15 protein-coding genes are annotated in these 18785 nt (G+C 70.7%); 9 read left to right on the top strand and 6 right to left on the bottom strand.

Features of this window, described 5'->3' with window-relative positions; all coding sequences use genetic code 11:
• Positions 1 to 418 precede the first annotated feature (418 nt).
• Both ACGFY9_RS42550 and ptsP read left to right on the top strand, forming a co-directional pair.
• A complete protein-coding gene (locus ACGFY9_RS42550) occupies positions 419 to 868 on the top strand; it encodes a PTS glucose transporter subunit IIA (RefSeq protein WP_393763549.1) in 450 nt (149 codons plus the stop codon).
• Positions 869 to 946: 78 nt separating this feature from the next.
• Positions 947 to 2617, top strand: coding sequence for a phosphoenolpyruvate--protein phosphotransferase (gene ptsP / locus ACGFY9_RS42555; RefSeq protein WP_393763551.1), 1671 nt, complete (start codon positions 947 to 949; stop codon positions 2615 to 2617).
• Positions 2618 to 2701: 84 nt separating this feature from the next.
• On the opposite strand, the gene ACGFY9_RS42560 is transcribed toward ptsP, so the two are convergent.
• Positions 2702 to 3598, bottom strand: a complete 897-nt coding sequence (locus ACGFY9_RS42560) for a hypothetical protein (protein ID WP_393763553.1) — start codon at positions 3596 to 3598, stop codon at positions 2702 to 2704.
• A gap of 22 nt (positions 3599 to 3620) precedes the next feature.
• Positions 3621 to 4829 carry an MFS transporter gene (locus ACGFY9_RS42565; protein WP_393763555.1) on the bottom strand — a complete coding sequence of 403 codons (1209 nt, stop codon included), beginning with the start codon at positions 4827 to 4829 and terminating at the stop codon, positions 3621 to 3623.
• Positions 4830 to 4940: 111 nt separating this feature from the next.
• On the opposite strand from ACGFY9_RS42565, the gene ACGFY9_RS42570 reads away from it, so the two are divergent.
• Positions 4941 to 6266, top strand: a complete 1326-nt coding sequence (locus tag ACGFY9_RS42570) for an aminotransferase class I/II-fold pyridoxal phosphate-dependent enzyme (protein WP_393763557.1) — start codon at positions 4941 to 4943, stop codon at positions 6264 to 6266.
• A 21-nt stretch (positions 6267 to 6287) separates the two neighbouring features.
• On the opposite strand, the gene ACGFY9_RS42575 is transcribed toward ACGFY9_RS42570, so the two are convergent.
• Positions 6288 to 8255, bottom strand: coding sequence for an acetoacetate--CoA ligase (locus ACGFY9_RS42575; RefSeq protein WP_393763559.1), 1968 nt, complete (start codon positions 8253 to 8255; stop codon positions 6288 to 6290).
• 214 nt (positions 8256 to 8469) lie between these two features.
• Here ACGFY9_RS42575 and ACGFY9_RS42580 point away from each other — a divergent pair, with 214 nt between their 5' ends.
• Positions 8470 to 10836 carry a TIM-barrel domain-containing protein gene (locus ACGFY9_RS42580; protein WP_393763561.1) on the top strand — a complete coding sequence of 789 codons (2367 nt, stop codon included), beginning with the start codon at positions 8470 to 8472 and terminating at the stop codon, positions 10834 to 10836.
• Between the two features lie 2 nt (positions 10837 to 10838).
• Here the strand turns inward: ACGFY9_RS42580 and ACGFY9_RS42585 are convergent, their stop codons facing one another.
• Positions 10839 to 11375 carry an NUDIX domain-containing protein gene (locus ACGFY9_RS42585; protein ID WP_393763563.1) on the bottom strand — a complete coding sequence of 179 codons (537 nt, stop codon included), beginning with the start codon at positions 11373 to 11375 and terminating at the stop codon, positions 10839 to 10841.
• Positions 11376 to 11610: 235 nt separating this feature from the next.
• On the opposite strand from ACGFY9_RS42585, the gene ACGFY9_RS42590 reads away from it, so the two are divergent.
• From ACGFY9_RS42590 to glpK, 5 genes are all read left to right on the top strand, one after another.
• Positions 11611 to 12036, top strand: a complete 426-nt coding sequence (locus tag ACGFY9_RS42590) for a Zn-ribbon domain-containing OB-fold protein (RefSeq protein WP_393763565.1) — start codon at positions 11611 to 11613, stop codon at positions 12034 to 12036.
• Complete coding sequence (locus ACGFY9_RS42595) at positions 12033 to 13223, top strand: lipid-transfer protein (RefSeq protein WP_393763567.1); 1191 nt, start codon at positions 12033 to 12035, stop codon at positions 13221 to 13223. Before ACGFY9_RS42590 ends, ACGFY9_RS42595 begins: the two co-directional genes overlap by 4 nt.
• A 100-nt stretch (positions 13224 to 13323) precedes the next feature.
• Positions 13324 to 14976 (top strand): EAL domain-containing protein, encoded by a 1653-nt coding sequence (locus ACGFY9_RS42600; RefSeq protein ID WP_393763569.1) that lies wholly within the window; start codon positions 13324 to 13326, stop codon positions 14974 to 14976.
• A 334-nt stretch (positions 14977 to 15310) separates the two neighbouring features.
• Positions 15311 to 16036 (top strand): MIP/aquaporin family protein, encoded by a 726-nt coding sequence (locus ACGFY9_RS42605; RefSeq protein WP_393763571.1) that lies wholly within the window; start codon positions 15311 to 15313, stop codon positions 16034 to 16036.
• An 80-nt stretch (positions 16037 to 16116) separates the two neighbouring features.
• Positions 16117 to 17628 (top strand): glycerol kinase GlpK, encoded by a 1512-nt coding sequence (gene glpK / locus ACGFY9_RS42610; protein ID WP_393763573.1) that lies wholly within the window; start codon positions 16117 to 16119, stop codon positions 17626 to 17628.
• 102 nt (positions 17629 to 17730) lie between these two features.
• Here the strand turns inward: glpK and ACGFY9_RS42615 are convergent, their stop codons facing one another.
• Entirely contained in the window at positions 17731 to 18336 is a 606-nt protein-coding gene (locus ACGFY9_RS42615) for an ATP/GTP-binding protein (protein WP_327405523.1), read from the bottom strand.
• A 52-nt stretch (positions 18337 to 18388) separates the two neighbouring features.
• Positions 18389 to 18784 carry a DUF742 domain-containing protein gene (locus tag ACGFY9_RS42620; RefSeq protein ID WP_033282377.1) on the bottom strand — a complete coding sequence of 132 codons (396 nt, stop codon included), beginning with the start codon at positions 18782 to 18784 and terminating at the stop codon, positions 18389 to 18391.
• Between the last annotated feature and the right edge of the window lies 1 nt (position 18785).

The following is an 18785-nucleotide window of genomic DNA, read 5'->3' on the forward strand; positions in this document are numbered from 1 at the left end:
CTGGCGTTGATTTTTGGCACGCTGTTGAGTTCTCAAGGAACGGACGCTTCCTTTGTACTCACCCTCTCGGGCTTTCCTCCGGGCTTCCCTTCGGTGTTCCAAACTCTATCAGTGTTTTTCCGGCCCCCTGACCACCGTCCTGCAGGCATGCAGAAGGTGATCCCGGGATAGGATCTGACAAGTTGGGTGCTGCCAAGCCAAGCAAAGACGCTTGGTCGCGTCGCTCGGCCTCAAGCAGGAGTACGACTGTACATGCGGCCGTAGAGCAGGTGCAAATCGATTAGAGGTGTGGTCTAGACCACTAATCCGGACCTCTCGGGCGGAACCGTTACTACATATGACATACCCTGCTGCTCAGTGTGCCGTCCGGGACAGGTAGTGACGGCCCCATCACATTTCCACCCCTGGGAGGCTTCCCATGACCAGCGTGACGTCCCCTCTCGCAGGACGTGCCATCGGACTGGCCGCGGTGCCGGATCCGGTCTTCTCCGGAGCCATGGTCGGCCCCGGCACTGCCATCGACCCCGTACGTGAACCCTCCGAGGCTGTCTCTCCCGTGGACGGAGTCATCGTCTCCCTCCACCCACACGCCTTCGTGGTCGTGGACAGTGAAGGGCACGGCGTGCTCACTCACCTCGGTATCGACACCGTGCAGCTCAATGGCGAGGGCTTCGAGCTGCTCGTCAACAAGGGCGACACCGTGACCCGCGGCCAGAGTGTGGTGCGCTGGAACCCGGCCGCCGTCGAGGCCGCCGGCAAGTCCCCGGTGTGCCCGATCGTGGCTCTCGAAGCAACGGCCGATGCCCTCTCCGATCTCCGCGAGGACGGCGATGTGAAGGCCGGCGACAGTCTCTTCACCTGGGAGTGACGTCAATGCCGTCGTATGACGGTGAGCAGGACAACCACCGCGGCGGCGGGACCCGCCGCACTATCGGAGACGGGTGAGATGGAGACAACGCTGCGAGGCGTCGGTGTGAGCCACGGTGTGGCGATCGGCGAGGTTCGGCACATGGGGACGGCGGTTCTGGAACCGCCTGCCAAGCAGATTTCGGTGGAGGACGCGGAGCGTGAACAGGGGCGCGCCCGCCAAGCCGTGGACGCTGTGGCGGCCGACCTGATGGCGCGCGGCAATCTGGCGGGGGGCGAAGCCCAGGCGGTGCTCGAAGCGCAGGCCATGATGGCCCAGGACCCCGAGCTGATGGCGGACGTGGAACGCCGTATCGCGGTCGGCAGTACCGCGGAGCGGGCCGTCTATGACGCCTTCGCCGCCTACCGTGCTCTGCTGGCCGGTGCCGGTGAGTATCTCGCCGGCCGGGTGGCCGATCTCGATGACGTGCGGAACCGTATCGTCGCCCGGTTGCTCGGGGTGCCGATGCCGGGTGTTCCGGACAGCGACGAGCCGTACGTCCTTATTGCCCGTGACCTTGCGCCTGCCGATACGGCGCTGTTGGACCCGACGCTGGTGCTCGGTTTCGTCACCGAGGAGGGCGGGCCGACGAGTCACAGCGCGATCCTGGCGCGGGCACTCGGTGTGCCGGCCGTGGTGGCGCTGCCGGGGGCCGGGGAGTTGGCCGAGGGCACGGTGGTCGCCGTGGACGGCAGCACCGGTGAGATCTTCGTTAACCCCAGTGATGAGAAGAAGGAGCAGCTGGAGGTCGCGGCGGCCGCGCGCAAGGCCGCTCTCTCCGCTTCTACAGGTCCTGGTGCCACCTCCGATGGGCACAAGGTGCCACTGCTGGCCAACGTCGGCGGTCCTGCTGATGTACCTGCCGCGCTGGAGGCGGGGGCGGAGGGTGTGGGGCTCTTCCGTACCGAGTTCCTTTTTCTGGACGACAGCAAGAACGCGCCGTCCGAGGAGAAGCAGGTCGAGGCCTACCGGCAGGTGCTTGAGGCGTTCCCCGAAGGACGTGTCGTCGTGCGGGTGCTGGACGCAGGCGCGGACAAGCCGCTGGACTTCCTGACGCCGGCCGACGAGCCGAACCCGGCTCTGGGTGTGCGCGGTCTGCGGTCGTTGCTCGACCACCCCGACGTGCTGCGCACTCAGCTGACGGCGCTCGCGAAGGCCGCCGAAGGGTTGCCGGTCTACCTTGAGGTCATGGCGCCGATGGTCGCGGACCGTGCGGACGCGAGGGCGTTCGCGGACGCGTGCCGGGAGGCCGGGCTGCGGGCCAAGTTCGGTGCGATGGTGGAGATTCCGTCCGCCGCGCTGCGGGCGCGCTCGATTCTGCAGGAGGTGGAGTTCCTGTCGCTGGGGACCAATGACCTCGCGCAGTACACCTTCGCCGCCGACCGTCAGGTGGGTGCGGTGTCCCGTCTGCAGGATCCGTGGCAGCCCGCGCTGCTCGACCTGGTGGCGATGTCCGCCGAGGGTGCGAAGGCCGAGGGCAAGAGCTGTGGTGTCTGCGGTGAGGCCGCGTCCGACCCGCTGCTGGCTTGTGTGTTGACCGGTCTTGGGGTCACCTCCCTTTCCATGGGTGCGGCTTCGATTCCTTATGTGCGCTCGACGCTGGCGAAGTACACGCTGGCGCAGTGCGAGCGGGCCGCACTGGCCGCGCGCGCTGCGGACAGTGCCGAGGAGGCGCGCGCGGCGGCTCAGGCGGTCCTGTCCGGCGAGTAGTCGAAACCAGTCGTCGGGCGGGAAGCCGTCCGTCGGTTGTGTTCCAGGGGCTCCTCACCAGTGGGTGGGGCGCCCCTGGCGTGTTCAGTGGTGGTGTCCTCCTTGGGGTGGCTCTAGATCTCCAAGGTCCGGCGGCACGCAGTAGTCGACGCCTGATTCCGGGGAGATGAGGTCGCCGGATTCGACGTCGGTGCAGTAGGCGTCGAAGACCTCGCCTGCGGTCAGGGCTTCCAGGCCGTCGCCGCGGAGGCGCCAGCCGTAGATGCAGTCCGGGGTGTTGGGGCTGGTGGTCCGCATGACGAGGCCGCCGGGGCTTCGGGTGGCGAGGCCGAGGGCGAGGACTGTGGTGAATTCGAGGGCCTCGGCGTCGTCCAGGTGTGTGGTGCCGTCCTCGTCCTGGTCGGCGTGGAGAACGGAGACGATGGTTTCCGGTGCTCCCGAGACGCTGCAGACGAGGTGTCGGTTGCCGGGTCGGGCCGTGTCGAGGATGCGGACGAGGAGGCCGGAGGCCCGGGTGAAGGCGGCGCGGCCGATGTCCTCGCCGCAGGAGGCGCAGGCTCCGAGGCGGGCGAGGAGTGTGGTCGCGTACTCCCAGGTCGCCTGGCGGACGGCCTCGTCGACCAGGGCCGGGAGGAGGTCGGCCAGCGGCTGGCCTTCGTAGAGCAGGGTCGGGCCGGTGGCGGCGAGTTCGGCGGTGAAGCGGGCGCGGCTCGACGGGATGTCGGGGTCGAGGCCGCTGCCGGCGCAGAACTCGGCGTACTCCTCGGGGTCGAAGAGGGCCACGCTGGTGTGGCTGCCCTGGAGGGAGCGGCTCCTGAGGAGTGCTTCCACCTGCTGGAGGTAGGCGGTGTGGTCGTCGAAGGTGAAGCTGCGATAGCGCCGCATGGCGCTGAAGTCCTGCTCGTCGGTCAACAGGCCGATGGTGCCCGCGATTTCGCGGCGCAGAACGCGTCGCATGGTCTGGTGGTCGGTGTGCGCCATGTTTCCCCCTGTGCGCGGTCGATCAATACTCACTCACAGTAACCGGCGGCACTGACAACGGCGTCCGAGCGAGTGGCTCGCGGACCAGGCGGTGCTGAATCATGCAGGTCAGAGCGATGGCGGCGCCGAAGACGGTCCAGCCGAGGGGACCGGTGGCGATGGCCGCGGTGACCGCGAGTGGGCCGATGCTGCGCTGGGTGGACTGGGCGAGTCCGTGCACGCCGAGGTAGGCGCCCTGTGCGGTGTCGGGTGCGAGGGCGACGGAGAGTTCCCACGAGATGGTGGCGTGGAGCATTTCCGCCATGGTGAAGGCGGTTGCCGAGGCGGTGAGGAGCACGATCGCCGTGACGGCTCCGCCGGTGGCCGAGAGTGCCAGGGTGGCGCCGCCCAGGGCGAAGGCGACGGAGAGCGGTATCAGCAGGTTGCGGGTGGCCGCTGTCGAGGTGGCGAAGCGGGCCAGGGGGACGATGAGCGCCACCACCATCACGTTGTTGAGGACCATCAGCAGGGGTGCCAGTCCGTGCGGTGCGTCGCTGGCGTGGGCGATCCAGAGCGGCAGGCCGACCTTGAAGACGGCGTCGTCGAGGAAGAGGACGGTCTCGGTCGCGACGTACGCGAGGTAGGTGCGGTCGCGCCAGGGGTTCGGTGGCCTGCTCGCGGGTGGCGCGTCCTTCGACATCGCTACGGTGCGCTGCGGCGACGGGGGTTCGCCGCAGCCCACGGTGAGGGTCGCGACCGCGACGAAGGAGAGGCCGTCGCCGAGGAGGAGCCAGTGGTAGGCGGCGGTTGTGCCGAGGGCGAGGGCGGCCGCGGCGGTGAGACCGCCCAGGGCCCAGCCCGCATTGGCCGCGGTTCGGCTGATGGCCTGGTAGCGGATGCGGTCCGGGCCTGCGACGCGGGTGGCGTAGAGCTTGGTGAGCACGTTGGCGGCGCGGTCCCCGAAGCCGCCGGCGGCCGAGAAGACGATCAGCAGGACGTAGTTGTCCGTGGTGAGCAGGGCGAACGAGGCCAGGGCGCGCAGGAGTTGAAGGGTGACGAGGACGCGGGTGAGCGGGAACCGGTCGGCAAGGCGCCCGCCCAGGGGTGCGCCGGCGATGCCGATGGCCCCGGCGATCGCGGCGAGGGTGCCCACTTGGGTCACGGAGAGATGCGAGACGTAGGTGAAGTACAGGACGGACACGGAGGCCCACAGGCCGCTGCCGGTGCGGTCGACGAGGGCGATCACGAGCATTCTGCGGCCGTCGCGTCCTCCGGGTATGCGTTTCGGCCGTACGGCTGCGCGACTCGTCCTGCGCACTGCTCCCCCTTGCGTTAGATTATGTATTGGTACATAGTGATTGACGTGGCAATACAATATGGGATCAGTGGTACGACGGCCAAGGGGATTGCCGCGTCCGTCGAACGGCGTGTGGCCGAGGGGGCGTTGGGGCCGGGTGCCGCATTGCCTCCGGTGCGGCGGCTCGCGGACGGGCTCGGGGTGAGTCCGGGGACCGTCGCCACGGCGTACAAGGAATTGCGGCAGCGGGGCATCGTCGTCACGCGCGGGCGGGGCGGGACGGTGGTGGCGCAGGCTCCGGCGGTGGCGTCGCGGCGGCCGCCCCGGGTCCCGGACGGCTTGCGGGACTTGGCCGGTGGGCACCCCGATCCGGCGTTCCTGCCGGCCCTGGTGCCGCCTTCGCGGCTCTCCCCCGGTGCGCGGTCCCACCGGTCGACGCCGCGGCTGGCGCGGCTGGAGGAGGCCGTACGGGACTGGCTTCGGCCCGACGGTGTGCCCGTGGAGCACATGACCTTCGCGCACGGGGCGCTGGATCTGATCGGGCGGCTGCTGTCCGTGGAGTTGCGTCCCGGGGACGCCGTGGCCATGGAGGACCCCGGTTATCACCATCTGCTGGATCTGGTCACGGCGTTGGGCCTGCGGATGGTGCCTGTCGCCGTGGATGACGAGGGCATGCGTCCCGATGCCCTGCGCGCGGCGCTGCGGGCGGGTGTGCGCGCCGTGGTGTGCAGTCCCCGGGCGCAGAATCCGTACGGGGGCTGCTTCTCGGCCGCGCGCCGGGACGTGCTTGTCGAGGTGCTCGGGGACGATCCGGAGGTGCTGGTCGTGGAGAACGATCACGCGTCCTCCGTGGCGGCCGCTCCCCTGTGGTCGCTGGCCTCGGGTGGGTTGTCGCGTTGGGTGCATGTGCGGACGGTGAGCAAGTTCCTCGGCACCGACCTGCGGTGGGCCGCGGCCGCCTGCGATCCGATCACGCTGGCCCGGCACGACGGACGGTTGCTGTTGACGTCAGGCTGGGTCAGCCATCTTCTCCAGGAGACCGTCCACGGGCTGATGACGGACGACGGCACGCGCGCGTTGGTTACGCGTGCGCAGGAGGCTTATGTGCTGCGCCGGGAGACCCTCCGCAAGGAGTTGGGCGGGCGGGGAATCGACGCGCACGGGGCGAGCGGCATGAACCTCTGGGTGCCCGTGCGTGACGAGTCCGCCGTGGTCAACGGGCTGCGGTCGTACGGCTGGTGGGTCGCCGCGGGGGCACGCTTCCGGCTGTCGTCCGAGCCGGGCGTACGGATCTCCGTCGCCGACCTCGAACCGGCCGACGCGGTGCGGCTGGCCTCGGACTTCGCCGCTGTGCTCGGCGAGGGCGCGTCCGAGGCCACCTATGGAGGGTGATCGATCTCCAGGGGAGGGCGATCAGGCGCGTTTGCGGGCGAGGTCCTCGTAGAAGCTCAGCAGGTCGAGGTTGTCGATGGAGCCCGGGTTGACCGCTTTCTCCAACGGGGTGCCCTGGAGAAGGCGTTTGACGGGTACCTCGATGCGCTTCCCGGTGAGGGTGTGCGGGACGCCGGGCACCTCGATGACCTCGTCGGGTACATGGCGTGGGGAGAGCTGTTCTCGGATGGTCTGCTTGATGCGGCCCAGGAGGGCGTCGTCGAGGACGGCTCCGGGGGCGAGGTGGACGAAGAGGGGCATCCAGTAGCCGCCATCGGGCTGTTCGATGCCGATGACGAGGGATTCCCTGATCTCCGGGAGTCGTTCGACCGCTTCGTAGATGTCGGCCGAACCCATGCGCACGCCTTGCCTGTTGAGCGTGGAGTCGGAGCGGCCGTGGATGACGACGGAGCCGCGGGAGGTGACGGTGATCCAGTCGCCGTGGCGCCAGACTCCGGGGTACGTGTCGAAGTAGCTGTCGTGGTAGCGGGTGCCGTCCGGGTCGTTCCAGAAGTAGATCGGCATGGACGGCATGGGGTTGGTGACCACGAGTTCGCCGACCTCGTCGATCAGGGGGTCGCCGTTCGGGTCCCAGGACTGGAGGTCGGTGCCGAGGCCGGGGGCCTGGAGTTCGCCGATGTACACCGGGAGGGTCGGTACGGCTCCCGCGAAGCAGGAGCAGACATCCGTGCCGCCGCTGACCGAGGCGATCCACAGGTCGTCGCGGACCTCGTCGTGCAGCCAGCGGAACCCGTCCGGGGGCAGGGGTGATCCGGTGGTGGCGACGCACTTCACCTTGGAGAGGTCGAAGTCCCGGGACGGGTGCACGCCCGCCTTGCGGCAGGCCATGACGTACGCGGCTGAGGTGCCGTAGAGGGTCGCCCCGGTGCGTTCGGCGACGCGCCACTGGGCGCCGATGTCGGGGTACCCGGGGCTGCCGTCGTAGAGGACGATCGTCGTGCCCGTCAGGAGGCCGGAGACGAGGAAGTTCCACATCATCCAGCCGGTGGACGTGTACCAGAAGAAGCGGTCCTCCAGGCCCAGGTCGCAGTGCAGGCCGAGTTGTTTGAGGTGTTCTACGAGGATGCCGCCCTGGGACTGGACGATGGCCTTGGGAAGGCCGGTCGTGCCCGAGGAGTAGAGCACCCACAGGGGGTGCTCGAAGGGGACCTCTTCGAAGACGGGCTCCACGTCGGCCGAGGTCAGGGACGACCACTCCAGGGCGCCCTCGGGGGCGTCGGTTCCCAGGAGGGGGATGTGGACCACGGCGCGCAGGGTGGGCAGTTCGCGGCGGAGTTCGGCGACCGTGTCGCGGCGGTCGTGCTCCTTGCCGCCGTAGCGGTAGCCGTCGACGGTGAACAGAACGACCGGTTCGACCTGTTGGAAGCGGTCGAGGACGCTGCGGGCGCCGAAGTCGGGGGCGCAGGACGTCCAGACGCCTCCCACCGCCGCCGTGGCGAGCAGGGCGACGACGGCCTGCGGGATGTTCGGGAGGTAGCCGCTGACGCGGTCTCCGGGGCGTACACCGAGGGTGCGCAGCTCGGCGGCCAGGGAGCCGACCTGACGCCGCAACTCCGCCCAGGTGACCGGGCTCGGCTCGTGGGTCTCGTCGACGTACAGGAGGGCCGGTTCGTCCGCGCGGGTCGCTGCCGCGCGGAGGGCGTGCTCGGCGTAGTTGAGGGTCGTTCCGGGGAACCACTGGGCGCCGGGCATCGAGCGGTCGCCGAGCACGCGCGCGTAGGGGGTCGAGAAGCGGACGTCGAACCACTCGGTGACGGCCTGCCAGAAGGTGTCCAGTTCGTCGACGGACCAGCGGTGCAGTGCCGCGTAGCCGCCCTCGGCGGGGGCTCCGTGGTGTTCGGCCGCCCAGGACTGGAACCTGGTGACCTGTGCCTGGGCGATGCGTTCCGGATCTGGCTGCCAGAGCGGCAGGGGGTTCGCGGTCGACATGGGGCGGCTCCCGGGACTGTGCGCGTCGTGTGCGTCGGTCGCGCACGTGCGGGGGTGTGCGCGTGACGCGGCTGACACGGACGATGCCATGTGATCGACTTCTGCACCAGGGCGAGCTCCACATAGTCCGTGTCGTGAAGATGTGGTCCCACCACGGGTGAACGGCAGTTGAACGGCACGGTTATCCGGGGCCTGTAATGGCAGGGTGAGCAGCATGGACGGTCGTGACCTGGTGCGTTCGGTGAAAGTGGTCGGTTCGACGGGGGCGGCGCAGGGTTTGCGTACCGTACGGGCGGCGTGGCGCAGGCGCCGTGCCGACGCCACCGGGCTGCCCTCGCGGGGCGCTGAGCGGGCTCGGGTACCCGGGCCGGTGCGTGAGGCGGAGCCGGGGCCCGGTGGCGGGGTCATCCGGTTCAGCCGCTCCGAGCTGCGCATCACCGTCGCCGCGAACGGGGCCGTCTTCTGGGGCTGGGACGGGGCCGGTCCGGAGCCGTCGTACGCGCTCGGCGGGCGCTGCCCGGAGCCGGACCCCCGGGCGGTCCTGGAGCCGGACAAGGACGGCGGCTGGCGGGTCGTGGCGGAGCGGGTGACGGTCGCCGTGTCGCGGCACGGCGCGGTCGAGGTGCGTACGCCCGGAGGTGTGACGCTGCGCCGTGATCTGCCGCCGCGCTGGTGGGAGCCGGTGGGCGGGGGCACGGCACGCTGGATGCAGCGCTCGGAGGTGGCGGCGGACGCCCGGTTCTTCGGGCTCGGCGGGCGCGCGTCGGGCCCCCGGCTGCGCGACGGGACGTACCGGCTGTGGAACACCGACCCCGGGCATGCCTTCGCGCCGGGCGACGATCCGCTGTACGTCACCATGCCGGTGCAGCTGGTGGTCGCCGACGCGGCCACGCATCTGGTGTTCCACGACACCTCCTGGGACGGCACGGTGACGTTGCGGGAGGGCGAGGAGGGTGCCGGTTCCGGGCACGACCGGGCCGGGGCGTCCGAGCTGCGGATGGACGGGGGGCCGCTGCGGTGCTGGGTGGTGGTGGGCACCCCCGCGCGCGTGCTGCACGCCTGGGTCTCGCTCACCGGCGCTCCCGCGCTGCCGCCGGCGTGGGCGCTGGGTCACCATCACGCGCGGTGGGGCTTCGGGAGTGAGCAGGAGGTGCGGCGGATCGTCGCCGGCTACCAGGAGCGCGGTCTGCCGCTGGACGCCGTCCATCTGGACATCGACCACTACGACCAGCACCAGGTGTTCACCGTCGACCAAGAGCACTTCCCGGAACTGCCGGTGCTCGCCGAGGAGTTGCGCCGGGCCGGCATCCGTCTGGTGTCGATCGTCGACCCCGCGGTGAAGGCCGAGCCGGGAAACGCCGTCTACGACAGCGGGACGGCCGAGGACGCCTTCGTACGGGACGCCTCGGGGCGGCTGGTGCGGGGCGTCGTGTGGCCCGGGGAGGCCGTTTTCCCGGACTTCACGCACGCGCGTGTGCGGGAGTGGTGGGGCGGGCTCTACAAGGAGCGGCTCGCGCAGGGGTTCGCGGGGTTCTGGCACGACATGAACGAGCCCACGTCGTTCACCGCCTTCGGGGAGTCGACCCTGCCCCGTTCGGCCCGGCACGACCTGGAGGGGCGGGGCGGTGACCATCGCGAGGCGCACAACGTGTACGCGCTGTGCATGGCCAGAGCCGCCTATGAGGCGTTGCGCGAACTGGCCCCCCAGGAGCGGCCGTTCCTCTTCTCGCGCTCCGGGTGGGCCGGGATGCAGACCTACGGGGGCACCTGGTCCGGCGATGTGGCGACCGGCTGGCCGGGGCTGCGGGCCTCGCTGGCGCTGGTCATGGGGCTCGGGCTGTGCGGGGTTCCGTACTCGGGTCCGGACGTGGGTGGCTTCGACGGGAGTCCCTCGCCCGAGCTGTATCTGCGCTGGTTCCAACTCGGCGCGTATCTGCCGCTGTTCCGCACCCACGCGAGCCTGCGGGCGGGGCGCCGGGAGCCCTGGGAGTTCGGTGCCGACGTGCTGGAGCACGCGCGTGTGGCGCTCGTCGAACGGCGGCGGCTGCTGCCGTACTTCATGACACTGGCGCATCTCGCGCGGCGGACCGGAGCGCCGTATGTGAGGCCCCTGTGGTGGGGTGCGCCGGAGGATCGCGCACTACGGGACTGCGAGGACGCCTTCCTGCTCGGGGACTGTCTCCTGGTGGCGCCAGTGCTCGATCCGGGGTCGGACCGGCGTGCGGTGCAGTTGCCGCGGGGGCGCTGGTACGACACGGAGACGGAGCAGGCCTACGAGGGGCCGGCCCAGATTCTCGTCGACGCCCCGTTGTCGCGGATCCCGGTGCTCGCGCGCGCGGGTGCCGTGCTGCCGGTGCGGGGCGCGGACGGCGGGCTGGAGCTGGAGGTGTGGGCGCCCGCCCGGGGGCGGACCGGTGGCGGGCTGGTGGTGCCGGACGCAGGCGACGGCTGGGACGAACCGGAGATCGAGCGGTACGTCGCCCGCTGGGAGGGCCGACGGGTGGTTGTGGAGCGGGAGTTGGAGGACGGCGTGAGCGCGCCGTCCTACCCGGTGCGGGTGCGCGGGCTCGGTGAGGGCTGACCTCAGATGTACCGGCCCTCGAACCAGGCCCTGACGGCCACGGAGTGCAGCGGGAAGGCGAGCTCCTCCGGCCTGCGCAGGAGGTGCCAGCCCTCCGTCTCGTCGGTGGCGACGGACTTGGGCAGCCCCTCGACCGGGCGCTCGGGGAGGACACCGAAGAGCAGGAGATGCCCGTCGGGCGAGCTGATGGCGTCGACGAGCCGTACGTCGCGGCTCGCGGCGTCGATGCCCGTCTCCTCCCTGAGTTCGCGGACGAGTGCCTGCCGCCAGTCCTCGCGGTCGTCGACGTAACCGCCCGGCAGGGCGACGCCTCCGCGCGCGGGGGCGACGGTTCGGGTGATGACGACCAGGGCGGTGCCCTTCGTGTCGTACACGGGCTGGAGTGCGACGGCTACGGGCAGCGGGTTGCGGTACGCGACGGTGCCGCAGGCCGGGCAGGTGCGGGGCCAGCCGGAGGCGCCCTCTCCGTAGGGCGATCCGCAGCTCGAACAGTGGGAGTTCGGCCCGGAGTTGGGGACGGAGGCTTGAGTTTCGGACACCCGGCGGACTGTATCCGATCAAGCGGAGGGCGTCTTTCCGGGGGCCGCGCGCGTGAACGGGAAACGGCCGGAACCACCCCCGTGGGCCCCGGCCGTCCCTCCCGGTATCACGACGCCGTAAGTGGCTCGATGGTTCACCGAAACGCCCTGCTCATTTTCCGTTGCCCGTGGCACACTTCTGACGTTCCGTCAGATCCAGTGCTGTGGAGGGACGTTGTCGCGGACACGCACACCTGTGGTCACCGATTGGTTCACCGGGGACGGGGACGACTTCCGGCTCCTCGGCACGCGCTGTTCCGCGTGCGCCTCGGTCTTCTTCCCCCGTGAGGACGGCCACTGCCGCAATCCGGCCTGCGGGGGCGGCGAGTTGGCGGAGGTCCCGCTGTCGCGGCGCGGCCGGGTCTGGTCCTACACGGACAGCCGGTACAGGCCACCGTCGCCGTATGTGAGCGATCCGGAACTTCCGTGGGAACCGTACGCGTTGATCGCTGTGGAGCTGGAGTCCGAGCGGATCGTGGTGCTGGGACAGGCGGTTCCCGGGATCACCGTCTCCGATCTGACGGTGGGCATGGAGGTGGAGGTCGTCCCCGGTGTGCTGAGCGAGGACGCGGAGACGACCTGGACGACCTGGCACTGGCGGCCTGCGGGGGTGACGGCATGACGGCGGACGTGGCGGTGCTCGGCGCGGGCATGCACCCCTGGGGCAAGTGGGGGCGCGGCTTCGTCGAGTACGGGACGGCGGCGGCCCGGGCGGCACTCGCCGACGCCGGGCTGGAGTGGCGGGACGTCGGCTCGATCGTCGGCGCGGACACGGTGCGTGGCGGATATCCCGGGTATGTGGCGGGCGCGACGTTCGCGAAGGCGCTTGGCTGGCAGGGCGCCCGGGTGGCGAGCGTGTACGCGGCCTGCGCGTCCGGGGCGCAGGCCGTCAACGCGGCGCGGGCGCAGATCCTTGCGGGGCTCGCGGACGCGGTGCTGGTCGTGGGCGCCGATGCCGCCCCCAAGGGGTTCTTCCGGCCAGCCGGCGGGGAGCGGCACGACGATCCGGACTGGCTGCGCTTCCGGGTCCTCGGGGCGACGAATCCGACGTACTTCGGGCTGTACGCGCGCCGGCGGATGGCCCTCTACGGGGACACCCCGGAGGACTTCGCACAGGTCAAGGTGAAGAACGCCGCCCTGGGGGCGCTGAATCCGTACGCGCGCTACCGCAAGCGGGTCTCCGCCGAGGAGGTCGCCGCCTCCGCGGTGGTCGCCGATCCGCTGCGGCTGCTGGACATCTGCGCCACCTCGGACGGCGGGGCCGCCCTGGTGCTGTCCAGCATGGAGTTCGCGCGCCGGCACGGGGCGCCGGACCCGGTGCGGATCCGGGCGGTGTCCACGGTGACGCCGCGCTATCCCAACACCGTGCTGGACCTCCCGGACATCGCCACGGACTCCTCCGCGGCGGTGGCACCCCCGGACGAGACGTTCCGGGCGTCGATCGCGCGCGCGGCCTACGAGGAGGCGGGGGTCGGCCCGGGCGAGCTCTCCCTGGCCGAGGTGTACGACCTGTCCACCGCCCTGGAGCTGCAGTGGTACGAGGATCTGGGGCTGTGCGGCGAGGGCGAGGGCGCCAAGCTGCTCCGGGAGGGCGCGACGGCCCTGGGCGGGCGCATACCCGTGAACGCGAGCGGTGGACTGGCCTCCTTCGGGGAGGCGGTTCCGGCGCAGGCCATCGCCCAGGTCTGCGAGTTGACCTGGCAGTTGAGAGGCGACGCGGGTGACCGGCAGGTCGCGGGCGCGCGGGTGGGGCTCACCGCGAACCAGGGGCTGTTCGGGCACGGGTCGGCGGTGCTCGCCGTGCGGTGACCGACGGCGCGCCGCGCACACGGTGTGATCAGCCCGCAAGGCTGCGTGAACGTCTTATGAACTGGGCCTCGGCGTACGCCGGTGGCGTCATCATGCTGCCGTGCGCTCCTCGACGGACACTCTCCGCTTCGCCTTCCAGCCGGTGGTCAATCTGACCACCGGTGGGGTCGCGGGGCTGGAGGTCCTCGTCCGCCCGGAGACCGGGGACATCTTGGCGGAGGCCCGCCGCGACCCCGAACTCGACGGCAGGCTGGCCGTGTTGGCGGTCCGCGCCGCCGCGCGCAAGGAGACGCTGCTGCCGCTGCACATCAACGTGTTCGCCGGCACCCTCGCCGACCTCGGCGGGCTCACCCCGCTGCACAGCGCGGTGCGCGAGGCGGGGCGGCTCCCGTGGGAAGTCACGATCGACATCGTCCCGCCGTACACGCACGTGCCCCAACGGGCGCTCCTGGAGGCGGTGTCCGAGCTGCGCGGCCAGGGGTTCCGGATCTGCGCGGACGGCGTCGGCGACGGTGACGTACCCCTGCGGCTGCTCACGGACCTCGCGCCCGACCTGGTGAAGCTCGACGCGTCGCTGCTGGAGCGGCCGGCCGCGGTACGGGCGATGCGGACCCTGTGCGAACAGTTGGGCGCCCTGCTGTCCGTGGAGGGCGTCGAGACCGAGACGCAGTGCGCGACCGCGCGGTCGGCCGGGGCCCAGTTGGCGCAGGGCGAGCTGTTCGCGCCGCCGACGCGGATCCCCGCGGCGGACGTATACGTTCCGCCCCGCGCCCCCGGTCTCGCGACGACACCGCCGTCGGGGCCCTGGGTGCGGGAGTTCGTACGGCCGGCCGCGCTGCTGCCCGACACCGCGTCCGCCGGTCAGGTGCGGGCGCTGCTGACCGGCTCGCCGGACGTCTCCGGGGTGGTCCTCGTGGACCGGGACGGGGTGCCGGTCCGCTCGGTGCACCGGTCGCGCTTCCTGCTGTCGATGTCGGGGCGCTACGGCCACGCCCTGTACGCCGACCGGCCCGCGGCCAAACTCGGCGACGTGCCGCGGACGGTCGGCGTCGACGCGACCGCCTGGGAGGTCCTGGACGTGGTCGCGGTCGGCGACGCGGACCGTACATCGGACGACGTGGCGGTGGTCGACCGCTACGGGCGATGCGTCGGCGTCGTACGACTCGCCGATCTGGTGCGGACGTTGGCGGAGACGCGGGTCGAGGAGGCCGCGGGGCTCAACCCGCTGACCAGGCTGCCCGGTTCGGACGCGATCACCGGGGAGGTGGACCGGCGGATCTCGGACGGGCGGACGTTCGCGCTGAGTTGGCTGGATGTCGACCACTTCAAGCAGGTCAACGACGGGGCCGGTTTCGCGGCGGGCGACGAGCTGATCCGCTCGGTGGGGCGGGCGCTGCAGCCGGTGGCGACCGGGCACACGCGCGTGGGCCACATCGGCGGGGACGACTTCCTGGTGCTCACCGATCCGGAGGGGCTGCATCCGCTGACCGCCGCCGTGCTCGACGTGCCCTGGGAGGCGGGCGGCAGGGCCGTGACGCTGTCCCTGGCCACCGTCCTGTGCGTGCCGGGCAGTGTGACCGACCACCGGCAGGCGGCCGCGTGTCTGGCGCCGCTGAAGAAGGCCGCGAAGACGCTGGACGGCACGAGTTGGGTGCTGGGCCGGGCGGAGCGGGGCGACTACGAGATCCTCCGCGGATCGCATGCGACGCCCGCACAGGCCCCCCGCACGGCTGCGGAGTCCCCCGGGCGCTGAGCGCGGCCCGACGGCCTCCTGCGGGGCCCCAGGGGCCGTCAGGGCGGGTGTCACCGTTGCCGTCCGCGACCTTGACGCTCCACAGGCGCCGGTGAACACTTCCCGGTGTCGGTCGACATCGCCGTACATTCTCGGCGTACCAGGCACTGCGCCGCGCGGGCTCCGCCTGCGCTCAGGCCCACTCCCACGGGCGATTCGGCTGCGACGGCACGCTCGTCACGGACGCCGGGCGGGGCTCGGGACCCTCCCTGCCTTCGGCTGAAGTCGCCAAGGGAACCGCACCCTGCACGGAGGACCGGGGCCGACCGTCCCGGGCGAGGGCCTAGGAGCCGCCATGAGCAATGGAGACATATTCCTCGGTGAGGTCATCGGCACCGCGATACTGATCCTCTTCGGCGCCGGCGTGGTCGCCGCCGTCGTACTGAACTACTCCAAGGCACAGAACTCCGGTTGGATCGTCATCGCGTTCGGCTGGGGCTTCGGCGTGATGGCCGGGGCGTACACCGCCGCACCGCTGTCCGGCGGGCAGCTCAATCCGGCCGTCACGATCGGCATCGCCATCGACACCGGGAAGTGGGACAAGGTCCCGCTCTACATCGCGGGGCAGATGGTCGGCGCCATGCTCGGCGCGGTGCTGTGCTGGCTCGTCTACTACGCGCAGTTCCAGGCCAACGCCGAGGAGGAGATGGCCCAGCCCACGCTCGGGATCTTCTCCACCACGCCCACGATCCGCAATGTCGTGGCGAACCTGATGACGGAGATCATCGCGACGATCGCGCTGGTCCTGCCGATCCTGGCCTTCGGGCTCACCAAGGGACTCGGTACGTCCGGCACGGCGGTGCTGGTCGTGTCCTTCCTGGTGGTCGGCATCGGTCTGTCCCTCGGCGGTCCCACCGGGTACGCCATCAACCCGGCCCGTGACCTGGGCCCGCGCATCGTCCACGCGCTGCTCCCGATCCCGAACAAGGGCACCTCGGACTGGAGTTACGCGTGGATCCCGGTGGTGGGACCGCTGATCGGCGGGGCGCTCGCCGGAGTCATCTTCAACGCAGCCTTCTGACAACAGTCTTCCGAGAGCAGCCCTCCGAAGGACGGGAGCAGTCCTCCGAAGGATCCGTAGGACACGACAAAGGGGTCGTCATGACGGACAGGTTCGTCGCCGCAATCGACCAGGGCACCACCTCCAGCCGCTGCATCGTCTTCAACCAGGACGGCGCGATCGTCGCCGTCGACCAGCGCGAGCACCGCCAGATCTTCCCCAAGCCGGGCTGGGTGGAGCACGACGCCACCGAGATCTGGTCCAAGGTGCAGGCGGTGGTCGCCGGGGCCATCGCCAAGGCGGGACTGCGCGCCGACCAGCTCAGCGCGCTCGGCATCACCAACCAGCGTGAGACGACGGTCCTTTGGGACCGCGCCACCGGCAAACCCGTGCACAACGCCATCGTGTGGCAGGACACCCGCACCGCGGCCCTGTGCAAGCAACTGGGCGGCTCGGACGGGCCGGACCGCTTCCGCGAGCAGACCGGGCTGCCGCTCGCGAGCTACTTCTCCGGCCCCAAGGCGGCCTGGCTGCTCGACAACGTGCCCGGCCTCCGGGACCGCGCCGAACGCGGCGAGATCGCCTTCGGCACGATCGACTCCTGGCTGATCTGGAACCTCACCGGCGGCACCGACGGCGGCAAGCACGTCACCGACGTGACCAACGCCGGGCGCACCATGCTGATGAACCTGGAGACCCTGCAGTGGGATCCGTCCATCCTCGCCGCGATGAACGTCCCCGAGGCGGTCCTCCCCGAGATCAAGTCCTCCGCCGAGGTCTACGGCACCGCGGTCGGCCAACTCGCGGGCGTGCCCGTCGCGTCGGCCCTGGGCGACCAGCAGGCCGCCGTGTTCGGGCAGGCCTGCTACGACGTGGGCACCGCGAAGAACACCTACGGCACGGGCAGCTTCCTGCTGCTCAACACCGGGAACCGGCCGGTGCCTTCGAAGAACGGGCTCCTCACGACGATGGGCTACAAGATCGGCGGGGAGGCACCGGTCTACTGCCTGGAGGGTTCAATCGCCATAACGGGCGCGCTCGTTCAGTGGTTCCGCGACCAGCTCGGCATCATCCGCAGCGCCGACGAGATCGAAACCCTCGCCGCGAGCGTGGACGACAACGGCGGCGCGTACATCGTGCCCGCGTTCTCCGGCCTGTTCGCCCCCTACTGGCGCTCCGACGCGCGCGGAGTCGTCACCGGGCTCACCCGGTACGTCACGAAGGCGCATCTCGCGCGCGCGGTGCTGGAGGCTACGAGCTGGCAGACGCGTGAGGTCGTGGACGCCATGTTCCAGGACTCCGGGGTGCAGATCACCACCCTGAAGGTGGACGGCGGCATGACCAAGAACAACCTGCTGATGCAGCATCAGGCGGATGTCCTCGGAGTGCCGGTGATCCGGCCCAAGGTCTCCGAGACGACCTGTCTGGGCGCCGCCTGCGCGGCCGGACTCGCCACCGGGGTGTGGAACGACCTGGACGAGCTGAAGTCGCACTGGCAGAAGGACGTCGAGTGGACGCCGTCCATGGAGTCGTCGGTGCGGGACCGCGAGTACCACAACTGGCGCAAGGCCGTGGAGAAGAGCTTCGGCTGGCAGGAGGACGGCGACAACTAGGCACACGCGCGTGGACCGTTCACGCGGCACACGCGCGTGCGTGCCGTTCCGCGAGCGGCGGCCCGTACCCCGGTCGGCGAGGGTACGGGCCACGCCCGTACCTCAGCTGGTGACGCTCTGGCGGCGCTTCGCGCCGTAGGCCATCGCGTGCTGGACGACCTCGATGAGGACCTCCTTGACCGACGCTCGGTCGCGTGCGTCGCAGAGCATGAGCGGTACGTCCTCGTCGAGGTCGAGTGCCTGGCGCACGGCGTCCACGGGGTAACGGTCCGCGCCCTCGAAGCAGTTGACGCCGACGACGAAGGGTATGGAGCGCCGCTCGAAGTAGTCGAGGGCGGCGAAGCAGTCCTCCAGGCGGCGGGTGTCGGCGAGCACGACGGCGCCCAGGGAGCCCTCGGAGAGCTCGTCCCACATGAACCAGAACCGCTCCTGGCCCGGCGTACCGAAGAGGTACAGCACCAGGTCCTCGCGCAGCGTGATGCGGCCGAAGTCCATGGCCACGGTGGTGGTGTGCTTGCCCTCCACCCCGCTGGTGTCGTCGACCGGACGCCCTGCCTCGGTGAGCAGTTCCTCCGTGCGCAGCGGCCTGATCTCGCTGACCGCGCCGACGAGGGTGGTCTTGCCCACGCCGAAGCCGCCGGCCACCAGGATCTTGAGCGTGACGGGCTCGACCGGAGGCTTGCCTCGCTCAGAACGCCCGAAGATCATCGGTCTTTTCTCCTGCTTGATGATGGGGGTAGGGGGTGGTGGCTCGCGCCGCTCACAGGGCCCGGAGGCCGGAGATCACGTCGCGCAGAATACTCTCGTCCACCAGTTCGGCAGGGGGTACGGGACGTGACACATGGACGAGTTCGCCGTCCACGAGATCGCCGATGAGGACCCGTATCACCCCGATGGGCAGGTCGAGTTCGGCGGCGAGTTCGGCGACCGACTGCGGGGCGTCACGGCAGAGACCGACGATGTCCACGTGCTCCGGGGACAGCGTCTGGTCCGCTTCCGAGTCGTCCTCGTGGGACTCCGCGATCACCACCGCGATGAGGTCGAGGCGGTGCTGGGCCGCACTGGTGGTGCGGCCGCGCGTCATCGCGTACGGCCTGACGACCGGTCCGGCCTCGTCGTCGAACCAGTGGCTTCTTCCCTGACCGTCTCCGCTCATG

The organism is Streptomyces sp. NPDC048504 (assembly GCF_043200035.1).
GTDB lineage: Bacteria > Actinomycetota > Actinomycetes > Streptomycetales > Streptomycetaceae > Streptomyces.